This window comes from Pseudomonas sp. IT-347P, from assembly GCF_949768005.1.
Lineage (GTDB): Bacteria > Pseudomonadota > Gammaproteobacteria > Pseudomonadales > Pseudomonadaceae > Aquipseudomonas.
The window spans coordinates 269,909-287,619 of record NZ_CATKPQ010000059.1 but is presented as its reverse complement, the minus strand read 5'-3'; the positions used below and the strand labels follow the sequence as shown (position 1 = coordinate 287,619).

The following is a 17,711-nucleotide window of genomic DNA, read 5'->3' as shown; positions in this document are numbered from 1 at the left end:
TTTTTTCCTTGCGCCCCCGTGTGGGGCTATCGGCGCAGGGTCGCATAGGATTTGCCGAGGTCGCTGGCCCAGCCATCCAGCACGACCTTGACGTCGTCGGCAGTCAGCACCTGCTTGTCGTTCTCGAGTGGCACCCCGGTGCCTTTGCGCACGATTTCGGCAATCACTTCGCCGGTCGAACCGTCCTCGAACGACACCTCGGTGGCGACTTGGCTGTCCTGATCACGGATGCCGGTCGCCGTGCTCACACCGGCAGCGACGAGGGTCACCGGCAGCCACTCATAAAAGCGCAAACCCTGAGTGCTGGTGGCCACTTGGGTGATAGCGGGGCGCACCACCAAAGTGTTCGGCCCCGGTTGATTGACCAGACGCAGCACCTTGGCCAATTCCAGCCGCAGAGCCGCGTCGTAGTAGTCGGTAACGCCGGACAACGTGCTCAGCGGAATCCGCGGCGTCGGCTCGGCACTCGGGTAAAACTGACTCGGCGCCAGATACACCTGGGTGTATCGACCTCGGGCAAGTGCCGGGCTGACCCACGCCAGCACAGGCTGGCCGGACGGCGACTGGCGTTCGCTCAACACGCTGTAGTCATGCAGAAAACCGCTGTGTTCGACCTTGGTACTGCTGCAGGCCGACAGGCTCAGGGTGGCCGCAAGGGTCAGCGACAGCGAACGAATGCGGGTCATCAACGGGTTTCCTTGTGCTGTTGCGTGGCTATGCTGTCGGAACATTCGATGTGCAACTGGCCGTGGCTCATGATCCATTGGATCAGGTCGGCCGCGGCAATGCTGTGGACGTACTCGACCCAGTGCGCGTTGGTCGGGCTGAACTGCTCGAAGTAGCGGCGCAGGACGATCCGGCTTTGATCGCCGGAAACGCTCAGGCACGACTCCTGAAACACGATCGGCGTATCAGGGCCGAGTGCGGCGGTGCGCTGGCTGAGGATCAAGGGACGGTTGAGGTTGTGCCCCTCGGCGCAGTGGTTGTCGTTCAATAGCTTCATGCGAACCCCCTGGATTGGAATGGCCGCAGAATGCCCGCGCGGTTTTGCCAGAGAATGTCCGCTTGATGTATGGCGCGTAGAAATGTTGCTCGATTGAAATAAATGACCCGGGCGGCGAAATGGCTTTAGATTGGCGTTTTTTCGCCGCATGGATCTGTAACCGTGAGCAGACTGCTGTTCGTCGACGACGACGTGGAAATTCTCGCGCTGCTGAAGAAATTCTTCGTGCAGCACGCCTATGAAGTCGACGTGGCGCCCCACGGCGAGGCCATGTGGGCGGCGATCGCACTGAACCGTCCGGACACCATCATTCTTGATCTGATGATGCCCGGCGAGAGCGGCCTGAGCCTGTGCCAGAAGGTGCGCGCGCAACTGGGCATTCCGATCATCATGCTCACGGCCATGGCCGAACTGAGTGATCGCATTGTCGGCCTGGAACTGGGCGCCGACGATTACCTGACCAAGCCGTTCGCCCCACAGGAGTTGCTCGCCAGGGTGCGCTCCTTGCAGCGGCGCGCCGGTGAACAGCGCAATCCGGTTGAGCCTTCACGCCCGGTGATCACCTTCGCCGGTTGGCATCTGGACATCACCTGTCGCGAACTGCGCTCGCCGGACAACGTGATGATTCCGCTGTCCGGCGGCGAGTTCGATTTGCTCGTGGTGTTCCTCGATCATCCGCAGCGCATCCTCACTCGCGAACAGTTGATCGACCTGACCCACGGCCACGGTCACGACGCGTTTGATCGCAGCATCGATGTGCAAGTCAGCCGCCTGCGGCGCAAGATCGAGCCGGACAGCAAGCGCCCGGACCTGATTCGGACCGTGCGCAACGGTGGTTATCTGTTCACCGCCAAGGTCAGCCGCTCGTGATCCGCCGACTATGGCGTGGCGACACCCTGCGTCGGCGCATTGCCCTGACCATCATCGCCGCAATGGTCGCGTCGCTGGCGTTGAACGCATTGTTCGTACAAGTTGCCGGGATCTGGGCGCGGCCACCAATTGAACGCACCGGCCTGCTGGAGCAGATCGCGGCGACCTCGCGGGTGATCGAAGCCGCCCCGGCCAACCTGCGCCCGCAATTGGCCGCAGCGGCGAGCAGCGCCATGTTGCAGGTGTCGTGGCAAGCGCAGCGCGCGGATTTCGATCTGCCCAGTGACGGCCTTCGCCTGCCAGCGAGCCGGGTACCGGTACTGGAGCAACTGCTGGGGGACGATCGAAAAATCGAGGTGTTCAACCCCGGCGACTGGTCTGACGACAATCCTCAGGCGCATTACGCCGCACTCGTGCAGTTGGTCGATGGCAGCTGGTTGTCATTTATCCCGCCCGAGCGCAGTTGGGGCCTGGCATTTGGCGTGCGTATCGTGATCGTCATCGCCTTGGGGCTGATTGCCACGCTGCTGGTCGCCTGGGTCGCGACGCGCCAACTGGCCAACCCTTTGCAGCGATTCGCCCGCGCCGCCAGACGTTTCGGCACCGATCTGCGCGCACCGCCGATCAAACTTGAAGGTCCCGACGAAATCCGTCAGGCAATCATCGCCTTCAACACCATGCAGGCGCAGATCCAGCATTTCATCGCCGAACGCACGCACATGCTCGCGTCGATCTCCCACGATTTGCGCGCACCGCTGACGCGCATGCGCCTGCGCAGTGAATTCATGGAAGACCTCGATCATCAGGGCAAACTGATTCGCGACGTTGAAGAGATGCAGTCGATGATCAATGCCGCGCTGGCGTTTTTCCGCGAAGACACCCACCGCGAGCAGACCACAGCGTTCGATCTGTCGGAGCTGCTGCAGACCATCGTCGACGATTATCGCGATCAGCAGATCAACGTCGGCTTCGATGGCCCGGCGCATCTGGTGTACGAAGGGCGACCGCTGGGGATCAAGCGGGTGATCGTCAATCTGCTGGAGAATGCGCGCAAGTATGCGCAGTGTCCGGGCATTGTGTTGAGGCGCGACGAGCATTCGATCCGCATCGAAGTCAGCGACGAAGGCCCCGGGATTCCCGAGGCGGCGTTGGAGCAGGTGTTCGATCCGTTCTTTCGTCTGGAAGCTTCGCGCAATCGAGACACTGGAGGTGTGGGGTTGGGGCTTTCGGCGGCGCGGGCGATCGCCCGTGAGCAGGGCGGCGAACTCACGCTGAGCAATCGCAAGGGCGGAGGGTTGCTAGCGAAGGTCGAGTTGCCTGTGTGAAATTTATTCTGTAGATTTTCATGAAATTATAAAAAGATAATTTCATGAGGTCGCGAATGTTTCAGCAGTCCAGCCAGCACGTCGACAGCTATTACGCCCACAGTTGCGCCGATATTCTGAGCCATCGGCCAGGGCTGGAAGGTGAACATGACGCCGACGTGGTGATCATCGGCGCCGGTTTCAGTGGCCTGCACACCGCGCTGCGTCTGGCCTTGGCGGGCAAACGCGTGATCGTGTTGGAGGCCAGTCGCGTGGCTTGGGCGGCCTCGGGGCGTAATGGCGGCCAGGCAATTCTCGGTTGGTCGTGCGATATGCCTCCGCTGGAAACTGCGCTGGGCCATGAGCGGGCCAAGCGGCTTTGGGACGGCATGCGTTGGGCATCCGGGGAGTTGCGCGAGTTGCCCGGACGACATGGTTTCGATTGCGACTATCGGCCCGGGCATTTGTGGACTTCGGTGATGCCCCGGCGGGTCAGTCTGCTCAGCGAATGGCAACACGAGGCCAGCCGCAAGTGGGGCTACGATGGGTTGCAGTTTATTGCTCGTGAACAACTGCCGGAATGGGTGGCCACTGAGCGCTATCAGGCCGGGCTTTACGACCCGCAAGGTGCGCACCTCAATCCGCTGAAACTGGCGTTGGGCCTGGCGGCCGCCATCCAGCAGGCCGGCGGGCGAATCCATGAACAAAGCAAGGCATTGAGTTATCGGCACGAGGGCGACGGTTTTCGCGTCAACACCGCGCGCGGTTCGGTGCGCGCCGATGTGCTGGTGCTGGCCTGCAACGCTTATCTCGATGAACTCGACCCGCCATTGTCGCGGCGCATTCTGCCGGTGGGCACTTACCAGGTCGCCACCGCACCGCTGACGCCCGAACAGGCCAGTGCGCTGTTGCCGCGCAACGTGTGCGTGACCGACAACCAGTTCGTCCTCGATTACTTTCGCCGCACACCGGATAACCGGCTGCTGTTCGGCGGTGGCTGCACCTATCTCGGCGGCATGCCCAAGGACATTGCGGCGGCGACGCGGCCGTTTCTCGAGCGGGTGTTCCCGCAGCTCAAAGGCGTCGGCATCGAGTTTGCCTGGGGCGGGCATATCGATTTGACGATCAATCGCACGCCGGACGTTGGCGGCGAGGGCAACCGTTATTGGCTGCAAGGTTACTCGGGCCACGGCGTTCTACCGACATTGGCCGCTGCGCGCGCGGTGTCCGATGCGATTCTCGGTGACGCCGATGAACTGGCGTTGTACCAGGGTTTGAGCAATGGCCGTTTTCCCGGTGGCAAGCATTTCGCGGCACCGCTGGAAGCCATCGGCAAAGCCTGGTACCGGCTGCGCGACAGTATTTGATGAAACATCTTTTGGAATTCCAAGCATGAACAAGCAAGAAGAAATCGCCGCGCTGGCGATCCTCATCCACGACTTGCGCAAGCACAAGAAATGGACCCTGAAGGAACTGGCCGACAAGATCGGCCGTTCAGTGGGTTTCCTGTCGCAGGTCGAGCGCGGCTTGTCGCGGCCCACCGTGGCGGACTTGACCGCGATCAGCGAAACCTTCGGCGTGCCGACCACCTATTTCTATAGCCTGCCCAAGCCCAAAGAGTTGCCGTGGGTGACGCGTCCGGACGAGCGCCGCACGCTGTATTACGCCAACGGCATCACCGACATTCTGGTGTCGCCGCAGATCCGCGCCTCGTTCTCCATGCTCGAAAGCCATCTTGAAGCCGGCGCGAGCAGCGGCGACCGTCACTTGACTGACAGCTCGGAGCAGGGCGGTTACGTCCTCGAAGGCGAACTGACCCTGTGGCTGGGCGACGACGAAGAACCGACCACGTTGAAGGCCGGCGACAGCTTTCAATTCGACAGTCATACCCGCTGCCGTTACGGCAACCTCACCGAGCAGCTGACCCGCGTGCTCTGGGTCTACACCTGATCACAACAAAGGATGAACACGATGGACGCTGTTTGCGCTGACCTGCTCGCCGAAGTGCGTGCGTTTCGCCAACGCTACCCCGAGGTGCGCTATGTCGACCTGATTTGCCTGGACATTCCCGGGCACTTTTACGGCAAGCGATACCCGGTCGACATGCTCGAAAAAGTCGCCGCCGGCAGCGTGCTGAAACTGCCGCAGAACTGCGTGCTGCTGGGCGTGCAGGGTGGTTTATTCCCCATTGGCGATTACTGCTTCAACGACGGCGACCCGGATGCCGTGCGCCGCCTCGTGCCGGGCACCTTGAAGCCGGTGACCTGGGAAGCGCAGCCGCTGGGGCAGATGCTGATCACCTCGGACGGCACTGAAAAACCGATCGAGTTCGAACCCCGTGAAGTGCTGGCGCAGGTGCTCAAGCGTCTGGCGCGAAAAGGCATTCATCCGGTGGTGGCGTTCGAACTGGAGTTTTATCTGTTCGATAAAAAGCTGCGCGATGGCTTGCCGCAATTCCCTCGCGACGACCTGACCGAGGATGCCGATGATCAACCGAACCTGCACATCGAACGGCTCTCGCGTTTCGCGCCGGTGCTCGATGAAATGGTCGAAGCGACGCGGGCGCAGGGCATTGATGCCACGGTGATTACCGCTGAACTCGGCCCCGGTCAGTTTGAAATCAACTTCGGCCATCTCGACGACGGTTTGCAGGCGGCGGATTGGGCGGCGTTGTTCTGCCGCAGCACGCGCGGCGTCGCGCTCAAACACGGCTACCGCGCCAGCTTCATGGCCAAGCCGTACTTGCAGCATCCGGGCAGCGGAATGCATGTGCATGTCAGTTTGTACGACGCAGCCGGGAATAATCGGTTGGCGGCCAATGACCAGCAGCCGCTGCGCCATGCAATCGCCGGATGTCTTGAATTGCTGCCGCACAGCATGCCGATCTTCGCCCCGAACCAGAACGCCATGCGCCGTTTGGGCGGCACGGTAAACACCGCGAGCAAAGCCAGTTGGGGTTTTGAAGATCGCGATGCGTGCTTGCGCGTTCCCGAGTCGGACGCGAAGAACCTGCGGGTTGAATATCGCCTCGCCGGTGCAGACGCCAATCCGTATCTGGTGCTGGCGGCGATTCTGGTGGGATTGGAACATGGGCTGGAATCGGCTCAAGAACCGATTGCACCGCTGAATGAAGACCGTAGCAGCGGGATCGATTTTCCCAAGGAAATGTTCGAGGCCGTGCGCGCGATGCAGCATCAGCCGCAATTGCGTGAGGGGCTGGGCGCGGAGTTTGTCGATGTGTATTGCGAGAATAAACGCCAGGATCATTTGGCGTTTATGCAGGAGATCAGTGCGCGGGAGTATCGCTGGTATTTGTGAAGGGCGCCGGCTCACGCAGGACGCCGAATCCGGCTGGCGTCTCTGGAGGGCGGACAGCCGAACTGTCGGCTGTACTCGCGGCTGAATTGCGAGGGGCTTTCGTAGCCCACTCGATAACAGGCGCTTGCCACATCCAGCCCTTCACCGAGCATCAGCCGGCGGGCTTCCTGCAAGCGAAGTTGCTTTTGATACTGCAGCGGACTCATCGCGGTCACGGCCTTGAAGCGATGATGCAACGTCGAGCTGCCCAGGTTGGCGACCCGGGCAAGCTCCTCGATGCGCAAGGGTTGGGTGTAATGGTTATTCAACCAGTCGATTGCTCGGGTGATTCGTCGTGTTTGCGAATCACCCAGGGCCAGTTCGTACAGCCGACGTCCGTGCACGCCGCGCAGGAGGCGGTAGTACAACTCTCGCAACGCGAGCGGCGCGAGCATGCCGATGTCTTTCGGTGTTTCCAGCAGCCGTACCAGACGCAGCATTGTTTCCAGCAAGGGCACATCGACTTTCTCGAGGAATAAACCCAGCTCCGGCTCATCGGGGACGCCCGTTGCAGGCGCATCGGCGATGACCTGGGCGATATCCGTGGCCTCGAAATCAAAACGGATACACAGGTAGGGCGCCTCCGGGCTGGCCACCAGCACGCGCCCGGCAACCGGAAGCGTCACCGAGACCACCAGGTAACTCAGCGGGTCGTACAGGAAATGGTCGTCACCCAGGCCGATTTCCTTTTGTCCTTGCACGATCAGGCAAAGCGCCGGCTTGTGCACGGTATGGATAAGCTCCGACGGCGTGTCAAAACGGATGACATGCAGGGGCGCTATGGCGGTTTCATGGATCCCGGGCGTGGTAAAGCGTTGAGTCAGCAGGCGAACCAGTTCATCACGGTAGATGTCCGTGTTTTGCAGGATGGACGCTTCACTCTGTTCCATTTCAAGGCTCTCACCAGTGTTCATGAGCGCCTGCCCGGTACGGTCCAGGCAGACGATATTCACCCGACATCATTAAAGTGCTCATTGCCGATAGAGGATCATGCCGGCGTGATACAGCACGTCGTCACGAAAATGTCCGTCAGCGGTGAAGCCGGTGTCGTCCCAGTACTGAATGTAGTCACCGACTATTTCGTAGCGGCCTTGCCAGGCGCTGATATTTTTACCACGGGCCTCGTCGTAACGCCCAGTGGTCAGCAGCTCGTGACGGATGAATCCATCAGCGGTGACCCACATGCCTGCGTAACGATGGTCAGGCGTGGTGTGTCTGGCATTTTTCATGAGCTTTTCTCCTCAGTCCTCATTGAATCCGGGCGGCCTGCCGTGGCCTGTGTCTGCATCCGTTGCGTGGGTTCAGATTACGTAGCCGAGCGCAGCGGTGTAAGGACGAAACTGCCGCAGATTTGCCTGATCCTCTCGGGCTTGCCCGCGGCTCCTTCTGCAGTGGCTCACCCGGCCGTGACCGTCATGCCGCCGTCGGCCATGACCACCGAGCCGACCATGAAGCTGGCACGGTCCGAGGCGATGAATGCGACCACTTCGGCGATTTCTTCCGGTTGTGCGGCGCGGCCGATCGGTGCGGCTTCGCCATGCTGGGCGAGGAATGCAGGGCCATCGTCAACCACATGGTTGAGGATGTTGGTCACCACATCTCCCACACCGACGGCATTGACGCGGATGCCGTGGCCAATGACCTCAAGCGCCAGAGTGCGTGTCAGTTGCGCCAGTGCGCCTTTGGAGGCGGTGTAGGCGGCAATGGTGGGGAAGGCGAAGTAGGAGGCGTAGGACGCGATGTTGACGATCGAGCCGGACTTGTTGGGCATCATCGCTTTGACCGCTTCGCGGCTATGCAGGAATGCTGCCGTGGCATTGACCGACTGAATGCGTTCCCAGTCCTCGCGTGTCATGTCGATGACCAGTTTGTTGATGATGATGCCGGCGTTATTGACCAGGATGTCCAGCCGGCCAAATTGCTCGACGGCCAACGCGACCGCACGCTCGGCGGCGCCGTCCTGAGTGATGTCGGCCACCAGTGGCACCAGACCAGGGCGGGCCAGCGCTTCCACACCAGCGTTTATATCTTCGGCGATGACTTTGGCGCCGCGGGCATGCAGCAGCAGTGCGATGGCCTTGCCAATACCGCTGGCCGCGCCGGTAACCAGGGCCACTTTACCGGCCACTTCGTTTGGGGTGCTGTTGTTGATAGTGGTCATGATGTTCTCCAGCGTTGTGATCAAGTAGGGGATAAGCCGTGTCTTTCAACGGCGACGGGTCTACTGTCTCGCAGCGTGGCGCAGCCGGCTTTCGCGGGATTGCCCACGCTGTCGGGGTTTTGCGCTGAATATCAGTGAGTACGGTTCTTTGCTCGGTTCAGCCGGCGGAAAAAGCCCGATATCATCGATCCGGTCTCCCTTATGAAAAGGACCTGTTCATGGCAACTAACGGGCGAACGTCTCCGCAATCCCTGTCGATATCCAGTCAGGACTTGCGCATCACCGGGGAGTCGATGCGTGAATACCTGCCGGGCGAACCGCAGGCGATTCCACCGCGCCTGGCCATCAAGGACGTTGTGATTCAGCTGTTTACCCATCGCAGCGTCATTGAACCCATTCTCGTGCCCGCGGTAGTGGAACCGCTGCTGGTGCTGGTTCTGACGGGGGCGGCGAGGGTGGAGGAGCGCGTGTCGGGTGGGGCGTGGCAGGCGGCCGAGGTCAGCGCCGGCGATTTTTTCCTTACCAGTTCCGAAGAACCCTATGAAATGCGTTGGCAGACGCACGGAGGCGATACCTTCGAAGTCATGCATCTTTATCTGGGGCTGCCGCTGATCGAGCAAGCGTCGCGGGAGCTATTGGGTGAGCATGCCGGGGCTGTTCGATTTCGCGACGTTTCCGGGGCACGGGACGGGCGCGTCGCGTATGTCATGGAGCAGTTGCGCAGCGAACTGGTGGTGGAGCGCTCGCCCAGCGCTTTGTTCGTCCGGTCTCTGGCGCAGGCGCTGGCGGTGCATCTGCTGCGCAGCTATCTCGGCGAAAACCAGCCCGGGCGTCGGGTCAACGCCTTGCAAGCCTACAAGCTGCGCAAAGTCACTGACGCGATGAATGCCGATCTGAGCGCTGAGTTCAGTCTGGCGAGGCTGGCCCGGCTGGCCGAATTGAGCGAGTACCACTTCAGCCGCCTGTTCAAACGTGCGACGGGGCTTTCGCCGTCGCAGTACTTCATTCGCTTGCGCATGGTTCGTGCACGGCACTTGTTGCTGGAGACCCGGCTTAGTGTCATCGACGTCGGGCTGGAGGTCGGCTACTCCAGCGCCAGTCACTTCTCCCAGGTATTTCGCCGCGAGGTGGGCGTAACGCCCAGCGAGTTCCGTGGGGCGTAATTGACGTCGCGTCACGTTGTGCAGGCGCTCAGTGTTTACAGACACGAATAGGCAAACGTTGCGCAGGTTTCGGCACGCGCCGGGCTGGCCAGTGCCCTTAATCTTTTCGACGTACCCCGCAGCAACGCCCGCGCCCTCAGCGGTCGGAGCTGAACTTCAATGCAAACAGCAGGAGCTACGGATATGTCGAACATTCAAAACAAAGTCGTGCTGATTACCGGTGCAAGCAGTGGGATTGGCGAAGCGGCGGCCAGATTGATCGCCGCCAAAGGTGCCCACGTGGTACTCGGCGCCCGCCGTACCGAACGTCTGGACAAACTGGTCAGCGAGATCCACGCCGCAGGTGGCTCGGCGAGCGCCTGCGCACTGGACGTGACGGATCTGCAGTCGATGCAGGCGTTCGTGACATTCGCCAAGGCGCAACATGGCAAGGTCGATGTGATCATCAACAACGCCGGCGTGATGCCCCTGTCTCCTTTGACTTCGTTGAAGGTCAATGAGTGGAACCAGATGCTCGATGTCAACGTTCGCGGCGTGCTGCACGGTATTGCCGCCGTGTTGCCGGACATGGAAGCGCAAGGTTTCGGCCAGGTTATCAATATTTCGTCGATTGGCGGCCTCGCGGTTTCTCCGACTGCCGCGGTGTACTGCGCGACCAAGTTCGCGGTCAGGGCGATCTCGGATGGTTTGCGTCAGGAAACGGACAAGATCCGCGTCACCGTGGTGTGCCCGGGCGTCGTCGAGTCCGAACTGGCCGATACCATCTCCGATGAAGTGGCCCGCGAGGAAATGAAAGCCTTTCGGCGTGTCGCGCTCAATGCCGACGCCATCGCGCGAGCACTCGCCTATGCCATCGACCAGCCCGACGACGTGGATGTAAGTGAAATTGTGGTTCGTCCGACGGCCAGTCCTCATTGAGAAATCCTGACAGCAAGGTGCGCTGCGGTTCGGCGGCGGTCGTTGATTAACGGCCGCTTCCGGACCCGTTGCTGTCGGTGTGATAGGGCGGCAAATCGTAGCGGATACGAAAATGAGTTGCGGTGTCATTTTCATCAGCTTTGCCAGTTGTGTTTTTTCCGGCGGCTGGCTGTTGATACGCGCTTTTCCACCTTGGGCGATTCCCGCAATTGACAGCAGATGAACTACGCTCCTGAAACAACTCCGCAGATCGAAGAAACAGTGCGCAAGGTCGAGACGACCAGAGTGATGGAGGGAACCAACAGGCCGTTCTTCGGGATCCGGCATCCCTGATCGTTACCATCGGAGTACGCTCCGTGAAAACCCGACAGCCACTGTTTATCTTTCTGTTGCTTGTCTTGCTCTTTGCCGGTTGTGCGACCGTCAATGTTTCTCACGAACCCAGTCAGGCCCTGCCAGCGCGCGATTCGGCATTCGGTCGTTCTATCCTGGCCCAGGCCGCTCCCCATCAGGGCCAATCCGGCTTTCGCTTGTTATCCGAGAGTGCCGAGGCGTTCTCGGCCCGCGCCGAGCTGATTCGCAAGGCGCAAAGCAGCCTCGACTTGCAGTACTACATCGTCCACGACGGCATCAGCACGCGAATACTGGTGAGCGAACTGCTGGATGCCGCCGACCGTGGCGTGCGCGTGAGGATTCTGCTGGATGACACCACCAGCGATGATCTCGACCGGATTATTGCCACGCTGGCTGCGCACCCGCAGATTCAAGTCCGCGTCTTCAACCCGCTGCACCTGGGCCGCAGCACCGTGGTAACGCGGACGATGGGCCGGCTGTTCAACCTGTCGCAGCAACACCGACGCATGCACAACAAACTGTGGGTGGTGGACAACTGCGTCGCCATCGTCGGTGGACGTAATCTGGGCGATGAGTATTTTGACGCGCAGCCCGACAAGAATTTCAAAGACATCGACATGCTCAGTGTCGGCCCGGTTGCAGAGCAGCTGGGGCATAGCTTTGATGAGTACTGGAACAGTGCGCTGAGCAAGCCGATCGAGCAGTTCCTCTCGATCCACCCGACGATCAACGACCTGAAAAACAGCCGGACGCGGCTGGAGGAATCGCTGGAGGAAACGCGCAAGCAGAATCATGCGCTGTATCAGCAACTGATGACCTACACCACAGATCCACGCCTGCAGGTCTGGCGGCGGGAGCTGATCTGGGCCTGGAACAAAGCGCTGTGGGATGCACCGAGCAAGGTCTTGTCCAAAGGCGAACCCGATCCGCACTTGCTGTTGGCGACCCAGTTGGCACCCGAGCTGAATGGGGTTACTCAGGAACTGATCATGGTGTCGGCCTACATGGTGCCGGGCCAGCCGGGGGTGGTGTACTTGACCGACCGTGCCGACGCCGGCGTGTCGATCAGCTTGCTGACCAACTCGCTTGAAGCCACCGATGTGCCCGCCGCGCACGGTGCGTACGCGCCTTATCGGCAAACCTTGCTGGAGCATGGTGTGCAGTTGTTCGAGTTGCGGCGCCAGTCCGGTGACAACGGCGGCAGCGGCGGCGGACCGCGCCTGTTTCACAGCGGATCTTCCAATAGTTCCGACTCCAGCCTGCATAGCAAAGCGATGATTTTCGACCAGCAGAAAGCGTTTATCGGCTCGTTCAATTTCGACTCGCGCTCACTCTTGTGGAACACCGAAGTCGGGGTGCTGGTCGATAATCCGCAACTCGCCGGACGCGTGCGTGAACTGGCCCTGGAAGGTATGGCGCCGGCGCTCAGTTACCACACCGTGCTGGAAAACAATCAGATGGTCTGGGTTACCGAGGATGAGGGCAAACAGCATACGTTGACCCAGGAACCGGGGAGTTGGTGGCGGCATTTCAATGCGTGGCTCAGCAGCACGATCGGGCTGGAGAAAATGTTATAGAGGCTATGTCCGCTGTGCTCCATGGCAGTGGTTGGCGGTCATCCTGATGCTTTCACTGTCAGCAAGAGGATAGGGGGATGAGGAACATGCAGCGGCTTTTCAGTCTGTTGCTAGGGGTTGCAGGGAGTGGCCTTATTGCCATCGTTCCGGATGCGCTGAGTCAAACCACCCCTCAAACTGCCCAAGAGATAAAGGCCTTGCTGGATTTTGTCGAACACAGTCCGTGTCAGTTTGTGCGCAACGGTCTTGAATACCCGGGCCCCCGCGCTCGGGCGCATCTGCAGCAGAAGCTGGATTACCTGGAAGGCAAAAACAGGGTGCACAGCGCGGAAGATTTTATCGATCTTGCAGCCACCGAAAGCAGCCTGAGTGGCCGCGCCTATGAGGTGCGGTGCCAGCAGAGCGTAGAGCCGGCGGGCACCTGGTTGAAGAGGGAACTGCGGAGACAGCGGCAACTGCATTGATCTTGTCTGCCGTCCGATAACAGCCAGAGTGAAGGATTTCGGCATGACTTAACGCATGAACCGGCTATCGACCCTGTACGCAATGATGGCAATATGGCCACTTCAGGAGAAATAGCATCCGGCGCGAGGTGAGGCCGGATGTCATGTGTTCAGGGATGAGGAATATGGCTTCGATTCAGGTGGATGGTGAGGACAAGACTGCAAAGATCAGCGACTGGGCGATTCGCTGGAGCGACAAGGACGAGTTTCTGCAGCTGACCTGTCACTTCCCCTCCAGGAAAACATACACCCGCCCGCTCAGTCATTGTCTGGTTTCGCCCACCCGCGAGTTGACCAATGTCTTGCTGCACAGGCGCGGCAGTACCAAGCCCATCGCCAGCGCTACGATTTACGGCGAGCGCTATGCCGTCGTGCGCTACCCGGGCGGCAAAAAGCCTTATGTCTACAAAATGGACGGCATCGGCTTTACCGCTCCGACAGCGATGAGGGACACGCCGGTCTTCCGCTATCTCACTGCCGTGGCGCAAGCCCGACAGAGTCACGCCAAGTCGCAGGGTGATCGTGACATTGCCGACAATGTGGTGCGTCAGCTCGAAAAACTGCCCGCCATCGCTGGCACTGCCTTGCAAGCCTACTGTACGGGACGCAATGGCACGCTGGCGCCGCAGCAGGGGCTGATCTATCCGTTCGGGTTGAACGAGAGTCAGCTGAAGGCCGTCGAGCGGGCGTTCAGCGCGCAAGTCAGCGTGATTGAAGGGCCGCCAGGGACCGGTAAGACCCAGACGATCCTCAACATCCTCGCCAACATTCTGTTACGCGGACAGACAGTCGCCGTGTTGTCGAACAACAACGCTGCCGTGGAAAACGTCTACGAAAAACTGGAGAAATACGGCCTGGGCCACCTGGTCGCCAAGCTTGGCAATCAGGACAAACGCAAGGCCTTCTTCGCCGACCTGCCTGCGTGGCCGTCAAGCGCACCCGAGGCGGCACCGTCCCTCGATGAGATCCAGGCTTTGCTGGCCCGCTTGCAGCAGCATCTGCAAGACCACAACAGGGCGGCGCAACTGCAAATCGAGCTGGACGAGCTGGTCATCGAGCGGCGCTACCTGCAGCAGTGGCAGACAGAAAACGATGTGCAGGCCACAGGCTCGCTCGACAAGTACGGCCTGACACCGCGCAAGACTGCGGACCTCATGGCCTACCTGGCTTACCTCGGCGAGCAGCGCATTCATCTCAAAGACCGGATCGAGCTCCTGTTCAAATTCAGGATCTTTCGCACCAGGCCATTCGCCGACGGCGAGGCGCGCATGGCCGTTTTCCATGCGCTGCAAATGCATTACTACGACAAGTCGCTCCGGGACAAGCAAGCGCAGCTGCAGGCGTGCCGTGATTCGTTGGCGCGCGCGAATTTCACGGCCCTGCTCAAAGAACTGACCACAGCATCGATGCAGCATCTCAAGCGCCATCTGCAACTTCAGGTCCCGCCATCGGACAGTTTTGATGCCAAAACCTACTGCGAGCGTTTCGATACCTTTATGCAGCGCTTCCCGATCCTGGGCAGCGGCACGCACTCCATCGTCAATTCGATCGCGCCGGGAGCGGTCCTCGATTACGTGATCATCGACGAAGCCTCTTTGCAGGACATCGTGCCGGGCATCCTGCCGCTGGGCTGCGCCAAGAATCTGATCGTCGTGGGCGACAACCGCCAGTTGCCGCATATCCCCGTGACGCTGGGGCTGCAAGCGCCCGCCGAGGCCTACGATTGCGAGCGCTACAGCTTGCTCGATTCGTGCATTGCGGTGTTCCAGGACGCGTTGCCCAGAACCCTGTTGAAAGAGCATTACCGCTGCCACCCCAGGATCATCCAGTTCTGCAACCAGCAGTTCTACGACAACGCACTGGTGCCGATGACCGAGGACAACGGCGAAGCGCCCCTGCGCCTGGTAGTGACGGCCAAGGGCAACCACGCCAGGAATAACACCAACCTTCGCGAGCTGGACTCCCTGCTGAAGGTGCTTGAAGAGGAGGGGCAACCCGTCGGAATGGACGCTGAAGGCCGAGGTTACATTGCCCCGTACAGGGCACAGGTCAATCTGTCCGGCACGCACTTGCCGACGGATTTCGTCAAGGACACCGTGCACAAGTTTCAGGGGCGCGAGTGCGACGAGATCGTGTTCTCCACCGTGCTCGACAAGAAGCGCTACAACCAGGCGCGAACACGCCTGGATTTCGTCGACGACCCCCGCATGATCAACGTGGCTGTTTCGCGGGCCAAACATCGTTTCACCCTGGTGACCGGTGACGAGGTGTTCACGGACAACAATGGCCACATCGCCGCGCTGATTCGCTACATCAGTTATTACGCGCAGGACGAGCACATCGTACGTGCGCCGGTGGTGTCGGCCTTCGACTTGCTTTACCGCGAATACGACCAGTCTCTGGCGCGCCTGAACGCCCGGCTGCGGCCAGAGGATTCACGCTACAAGTCCGAACAGATCGTCGCACAGTTGCTGCGCGAAGCGCTGTCCGCCCCGGCATGCCAGGCATTGAAGTACCACACACAGATCCAGCTGGATAAGCTTGCATCGCCGGCTGGCCTCGACTGGACGGCGCCGCAGCTGGGATTCATGCGGCGCGCCAGTTGCGATTTCGTGATCTATTTCAAAGTGGGCAAGCGACCGATCGGGGTGATCGAGGTCGATGGCGGCTACCACGACCGGCCGGTGCAGGCCGCTCGTGACGCCATGAAAAATGAGATTCTGGCTAGAAGTGGCATCCCCATTCTGCGGCTGCGGACAGTCGAAAGTGACATTGAACGCAGAATTGGCGATTTTATCGGGCAGTGGGCCAGTTCTGCGCAGGGCGCTTAAGCACAGGGGCAGAGGCCGTCAGTCGCTGAGGCGCTGTCCCCATGTGTTCGTGAAGTGGTCTGTCCCTGAAATCCATCTCTCACTCCAATGAAGCTTTGAAAAATATTCAACCATCGCAGAGCATACATAGATGACACTCGGCTCACCTGAGGAAAAACCAAAAACAATAGTTGTCAGGGTGATCGTGCTTTTGCTTTTTGGGGCGTGGATTACTTATGCATTCTGGACTGTTGGAATTTCAGCACGAACAGTCTTAATGCCTGAAGTCCCCGAATGGCAGACGTATCTGCTGATCAGCGCTATCGCTGGACTTGTTGCGGCGGGTCGAAAAATTTACGGACATCCTGACGGTAAAACAGCCAGAAAAGTGTTAGACGCGTTTGTTGGCTGGTTTTGTGTAGGGATTATGTTTTCTATAAATAGTTATGATGCCGCCGCCTACCTTCTGCCAGGCGAGATCATTGAATATGAATCCGCTTATGAAATAACTTATCCAGGGCCTTCCTCTTCAAGGTTTGGTCATTGCGAAGCAGGTCTATGGATCGAAGATTCACACACGCACCGCAAGATTGAGCTTTGCACGAATAAAGCGGACTTGAATGAAAAGATAACGCAAGGCACGAACGCCGTGTGGGTGAGGGCTCGGGCAAGCAAAATAGGTAGCTACATCGTCGGCTATACATTTTTCCACAAGTAAAACCACGATCGTTGATCGAATAAAGCCGCGGTGCGCGCGTCTGGGATAATGGCGGCCACAAAGGCATGATTGCGGTTCAAATGCTCGTGCCAGCATTCGACATTCGGTTTTGGAGGATTTCATGCGTGACATAATTGACGGCTTTCTGCGCTTTCAGCGCGAGGTTTATCCGCAACGCGTCGAGCTGTTCAAGCAGCTTGCGACGGCACAAAACCCCAAGGCGTTGTTCGTCACCTGCTCGGACAGTCGTGTGGTGCCCGAACTCCTGACGCAACGCGAACCGGGCGAATTATTCGTGATTCGCAACGCCGGCAACATTGTGCCGTCGTATGGCCCCGAACCAGGGGGTGTCTCGGCCACCGTTGAATACGCGGTCGCAGTACTCGGGGTCCAGGACATCGTGATTTGCGGCCACTCGGACTGCGGAGCGATGGGGGCGATTTCGCGTTGCACATGTCTGGACCATCTCCCTGCGGTCGCTAACTGGTTGCGTCATGCGGACGCTGCGAAAGCGATTAACGCGGCACATGAGTTCGATACGCCACGCGCCAAGCTCGACGGCCTCGTGCGCGAGAACGTGATTGCGCAACTGGCGAACCTGCGTACGCACCCATCGGTGGCCCTCGCACTCGAGCAGGGACGTATGAATCTGCATGGCTGGGTCTACGACATCGAGGCAGGGTGCATCGATGCGCTCGATGGCGCAACGCGACGCTTCGTTCCGCTTGCTGATTCGCCGACCACCGTTGCGATCTCTGCGCGCAACGGCAGACAGATGTGATGGCACGCACTGATCTTTCCTGACCTGAACGCCGGCGCTTCATCGTGCTGTGACAGCGGCTGTACCGTGAGGTGCGGAGATTCGCCCGAGTACTCGATCAGCAGTTCGGTGAGCTCGACGGACAACAAGGCTTGTACCGACGCCCGAAAATAATCTGAACCGCTGTCGGACCTGCTCGCCTAATGATTAGCT

Annotated in this window: 17 protein-coding genes; 12 read left to right on the top strand and 5 right to left on the bottom strand. The window is 59.8% G+C overall.

All coding sequences use genetic code 11. The features are described 5' to 3' along the window. Positions 1-26: 26 nt before the first annotated feature. Both ACM6IV_RS26935 and ACM6IV_RS26930 read right to left on the bottom strand, forming a co-directional pair. Positions 27-686, bottom strand: a complete 660-nt coding sequence (locus ACM6IV_RS26935; protein ID WP_414872392.1) for a DUF3313 domain-containing protein — start codon at positions 684-686, stop codon at positions 27-29. After that, positions 686-1,003 (bottom strand): hypothetical protein, encoded by a 318-nt coding sequence (locus tag ACM6IV_RS26930; protein WP_414872391.1) that lies wholly within the window; start codon positions 1,001-1,003, stop codon positions 686-688. The genes ACM6IV_RS26935 and ACM6IV_RS26930 overlap by 1 nt, the downstream gene beginning before the upstream one ends. Positions 1,004-1,165: 162 nt before the next feature. On the opposite strand from ACM6IV_RS26930, the gene ACM6IV_RS26925 reads away from it, so the two are divergent. Genes ACM6IV_RS26925 through ACM6IV_RS26905 form a run of 5 tightly spaced genes read left to right on the top strand, consistent with a single transcriptional unit; the run spans position 1,166 to position 6,495 of the window. Next, complete coding sequence (locus ACM6IV_RS26925) at positions 1,166-1,873, top strand: response regulator (protein ID WP_414872390.1); 708 nt, start codon at positions 1,166-1,168, stop codon at positions 1,871-1,873. Further along, on the top strand, positions 1,870-3,198 hold the full coding sequence (locus ACM6IV_RS26920) for an ATP-binding protein (protein WP_414872389.1): 1,329 nt from the start codon (positions 1,870-1,872) through the stop codon (positions 3,196-3,198). The genes ACM6IV_RS26925 and ACM6IV_RS26920 overlap by 4 nt, the downstream gene beginning before the upstream one ends. A 56-nt stretch (positions 3,199-3,254) precedes the next feature. Next, complete coding sequence (locus ACM6IV_RS26915; RefSeq protein ID WP_414872388.1) at positions 3,255-4,544, top strand: NAD(P)/FAD-dependent oxidoreductase; 1,290 nt, start codon at positions 3,255-3,257, stop codon at positions 4,542-4,544. Positions 4,545-4,569: 25 nt separating this feature from the next. Next, the gene (locus ACM6IV_RS26910) at positions 4,570-5,127 is read left to right on the top strand and encodes a helix-turn-helix domain-containing protein (RefSeq protein WP_007913292.1); all 558 of its coding nucleotides are present in this window, start codon (positions 4,570-4,572) and stop codon (positions 5,125-5,127) included. 21 nt (positions 5,128-5,148) lie between these two features. Next, entirely contained in the window at positions 5,149-6,495 is a 1,347-nt protein-coding gene (locus ACM6IV_RS26905) for a glutamine synthetase family protein (RefSeq protein WP_414872387.1), read from the top strand. Positions 6,496-6,506: 11 nt separating this feature from the next. Here ACM6IV_RS26905 and ACM6IV_RS26900 read toward each other — a convergent pair whose 3' ends face one another. From ACM6IV_RS26900 to ACM6IV_RS26890, 3 genes are all read right to left on the bottom strand, one after another. Further along, a complete protein-coding gene (locus ACM6IV_RS26900; protein WP_414872409.1) occupies positions 6,507-7,424 on the bottom strand; it encodes an AraC family transcriptional regulator N-terminal domain-containing protein in 918 nt (305 codons plus the stop codon). Positions 7,425-7,505: 81 nt separating this feature from the next. Next, positions 7,506-7,763: an Atu4866 domain-containing protein gene (locus ACM6IV_RS26895; protein ID WP_414872386.1), complete on the bottom strand. Its 258-nt coding sequence runs from the start codon at positions 7,761-7,763 to the stop codon at positions 7,506-7,508. 167 nt (positions 7,764-7,930) lie between these two features. Continuing rightward, positions 7,931-8,695 carry an SDR family NAD(P)-dependent oxidoreductase gene (locus ACM6IV_RS26890; protein ID WP_414872385.1) on the bottom strand — a complete coding sequence of 255 codons (765 nt, stop codon included), beginning with the start codon at positions 8,693-8,695 and terminating at the stop codon, positions 7,931-7,933. 218 nt (positions 8,696-8,913) lie between these two features. On the opposite strand from ACM6IV_RS26890, the gene ACM6IV_RS26885 reads away from it, so the two are divergent. The 7 genes from ACM6IV_RS26885 (at position 8,914) to ACM6IV_RS26855 (ending at position 17,519) form a co-directional block, all read left to right on the top strand. Then, entirely contained in the window at positions 8,914-9,858 is a 945-nt protein-coding gene (locus ACM6IV_RS26885; protein WP_414872384.1) for a helix-turn-helix domain-containing protein, read from the top strand. 183 nt (positions 9,859-10,041) lie between these two features. Continuing rightward, a complete protein-coding gene (locus tag ACM6IV_RS26880; protein WP_414872383.1) occupies positions 10,042-10,776 on the top strand; it encodes an SDR family oxidoreductase in 735 nt (244 codons plus the stop codon). A 356-nt stretch (positions 10,777-11,132) separates the two neighbouring features. After that, on the top strand, positions 11,133-12,707 hold the full coding sequence (locus tag ACM6IV_RS26875) for a phospholipase D family protein (protein ID WP_414872382.1): 1,575 nt from the start codon (positions 11,133-11,135) through the stop codon (positions 12,705-12,707). 86 nt (positions 12,708-12,793) lie between these two features. Next, complete coding sequence (locus ACM6IV_RS26870; RefSeq protein WP_414872381.1) at positions 12,794-13,171, top strand: DUF5329 domain-containing protein; 378 nt, start codon at positions 12,794-12,796, stop codon at positions 13,169-13,171. A gap of 164 nt (positions 13,172-13,335) precedes the next feature. Beyond that, on the top strand, positions 13,336-16,041 hold the full coding sequence (locus tag ACM6IV_RS26865) for an AAA domain-containing protein (RefSeq protein ID WP_414872380.1): 2,706 nt from the start codon (positions 13,336-13,338) through the stop codon (positions 16,039-16,041). Between the two features lie 130 nt (positions 16,042-16,171). Continuing rightward, positions 16,172-16,738: a hypothetical protein gene (locus ACM6IV_RS26860; protein WP_414872379.1), complete on the top strand. Its 567-nt coding sequence runs from the start codon at positions 16,172-16,174 to the stop codon at positions 16,736-16,738. A 121-nt stretch (positions 16,739-16,859) separates the two neighbouring features. Further along, positions 16,860-17,519, top strand: a complete 660-nt coding sequence (locus ACM6IV_RS26855; RefSeq protein WP_414872378.1) for a carbonic anhydrase — start codon at positions 16,860-16,862, stop codon at positions 17,517-17,519. The last annotated feature ends 192 nt before the right edge of the window (positions 17,520-17,711 follow it).

Excerpts from the sequence above, each read along its gene's own strand:
- ACM6IV_RS26935 (WP_414872392.1), bottom strand. The coding sequence starts at position 686 with ATGACCCGCATTCGTTCGCTGTCGCTGACCCTTGCGGCCACCCTGAGC.
- ACM6IV_RS26930 (WP_414872391.1), bottom strand. The coding sequence starts at position 1,003 with ATGAAGCTATTGAACGACAACCACTGCGCCGAGGGGCACAACCTCAAC.
- ACM6IV_RS26915 (WP_414872388.1), top strand. The coding sequence starts at position 3,255 with ATGTTTCAGCAGTCCAGCCAGCACGTCGACAGCTATTACGCCCACAGT.
- ACM6IV_RS26910 (WP_007913292.1), top strand. The coding sequence starts at position 4,570 with ATGAACAAGCAAGAAGAAATCGCCGCGCTGGCGATCCTCATCCACGAC.
- ACM6IV_RS26905 (WP_414872387.1), top strand. The coding sequence starts at position 5,149 with ATGGACGCTGTTTGCGCTGACCTGCTCGCCGAAGTGCGTGCGTTTCGC.
- ACM6IV_RS26900 (WP_414872409.1), bottom strand. The coding sequence starts at position 7,424 with ATGGAACAGAGTGAAGCGTCCATCCTGCAAAACACGGACATCTACCGT.
- ACM6IV_RS26895 (WP_414872386.1), bottom strand. The coding sequence starts at position 7,763 with ATGAAAAATGCCAGACACACCACGCCTGACCATCGTTACGCAGGCATG.
- ACM6IV_RS26890 (WP_414872385.1), bottom strand. The coding sequence starts at position 8,695 with ATGACCACTATCAACAACAGCACCCCAAACGAAGTGGCCGGTAAAGTG.
- ACM6IV_RS26885 (WP_414872384.1), top strand. The coding sequence starts at position 8,914 with ATGGCAACTAACGGGCGAACGTCTCCGCAATCCCTGTCGATATCCAGT.
- ACM6IV_RS26880 (WP_414872383.1), top strand. The coding sequence starts at position 10,042 with ATGTCGAACATTCAAAACAAAGTCGTGCTGATTACCGGTGCAAGCAGT.
- ACM6IV_RS26870 (WP_414872381.1), top strand. The coding sequence starts at position 12,794 with ATGCAGCGGCTTTTCAGTCTGTTGCTAGGGGTTGCAGGGAGTGGCCTT.
- ACM6IV_RS26865 (WP_414872380.1), top strand. The coding sequence starts at position 13,336 with ATGGCTTCGATTCAGGTGGATGGTGAGGACAAGACTGCAAAGATCAGC.
- ACM6IV_RS26860 (WP_414872379.1), top strand. The coding sequence starts at position 16,172 with ATGACACTCGGCTCACCTGAGGAAAAACCAAAAACAATAGTTGTCAGG.
- ACM6IV_RS26855 (WP_414872378.1), top strand. The coding sequence starts at position 16,860 with ATGCGTGACATAATTGACGGCTTTCTGCGCTTTCAGCGCGAGGTTTAT.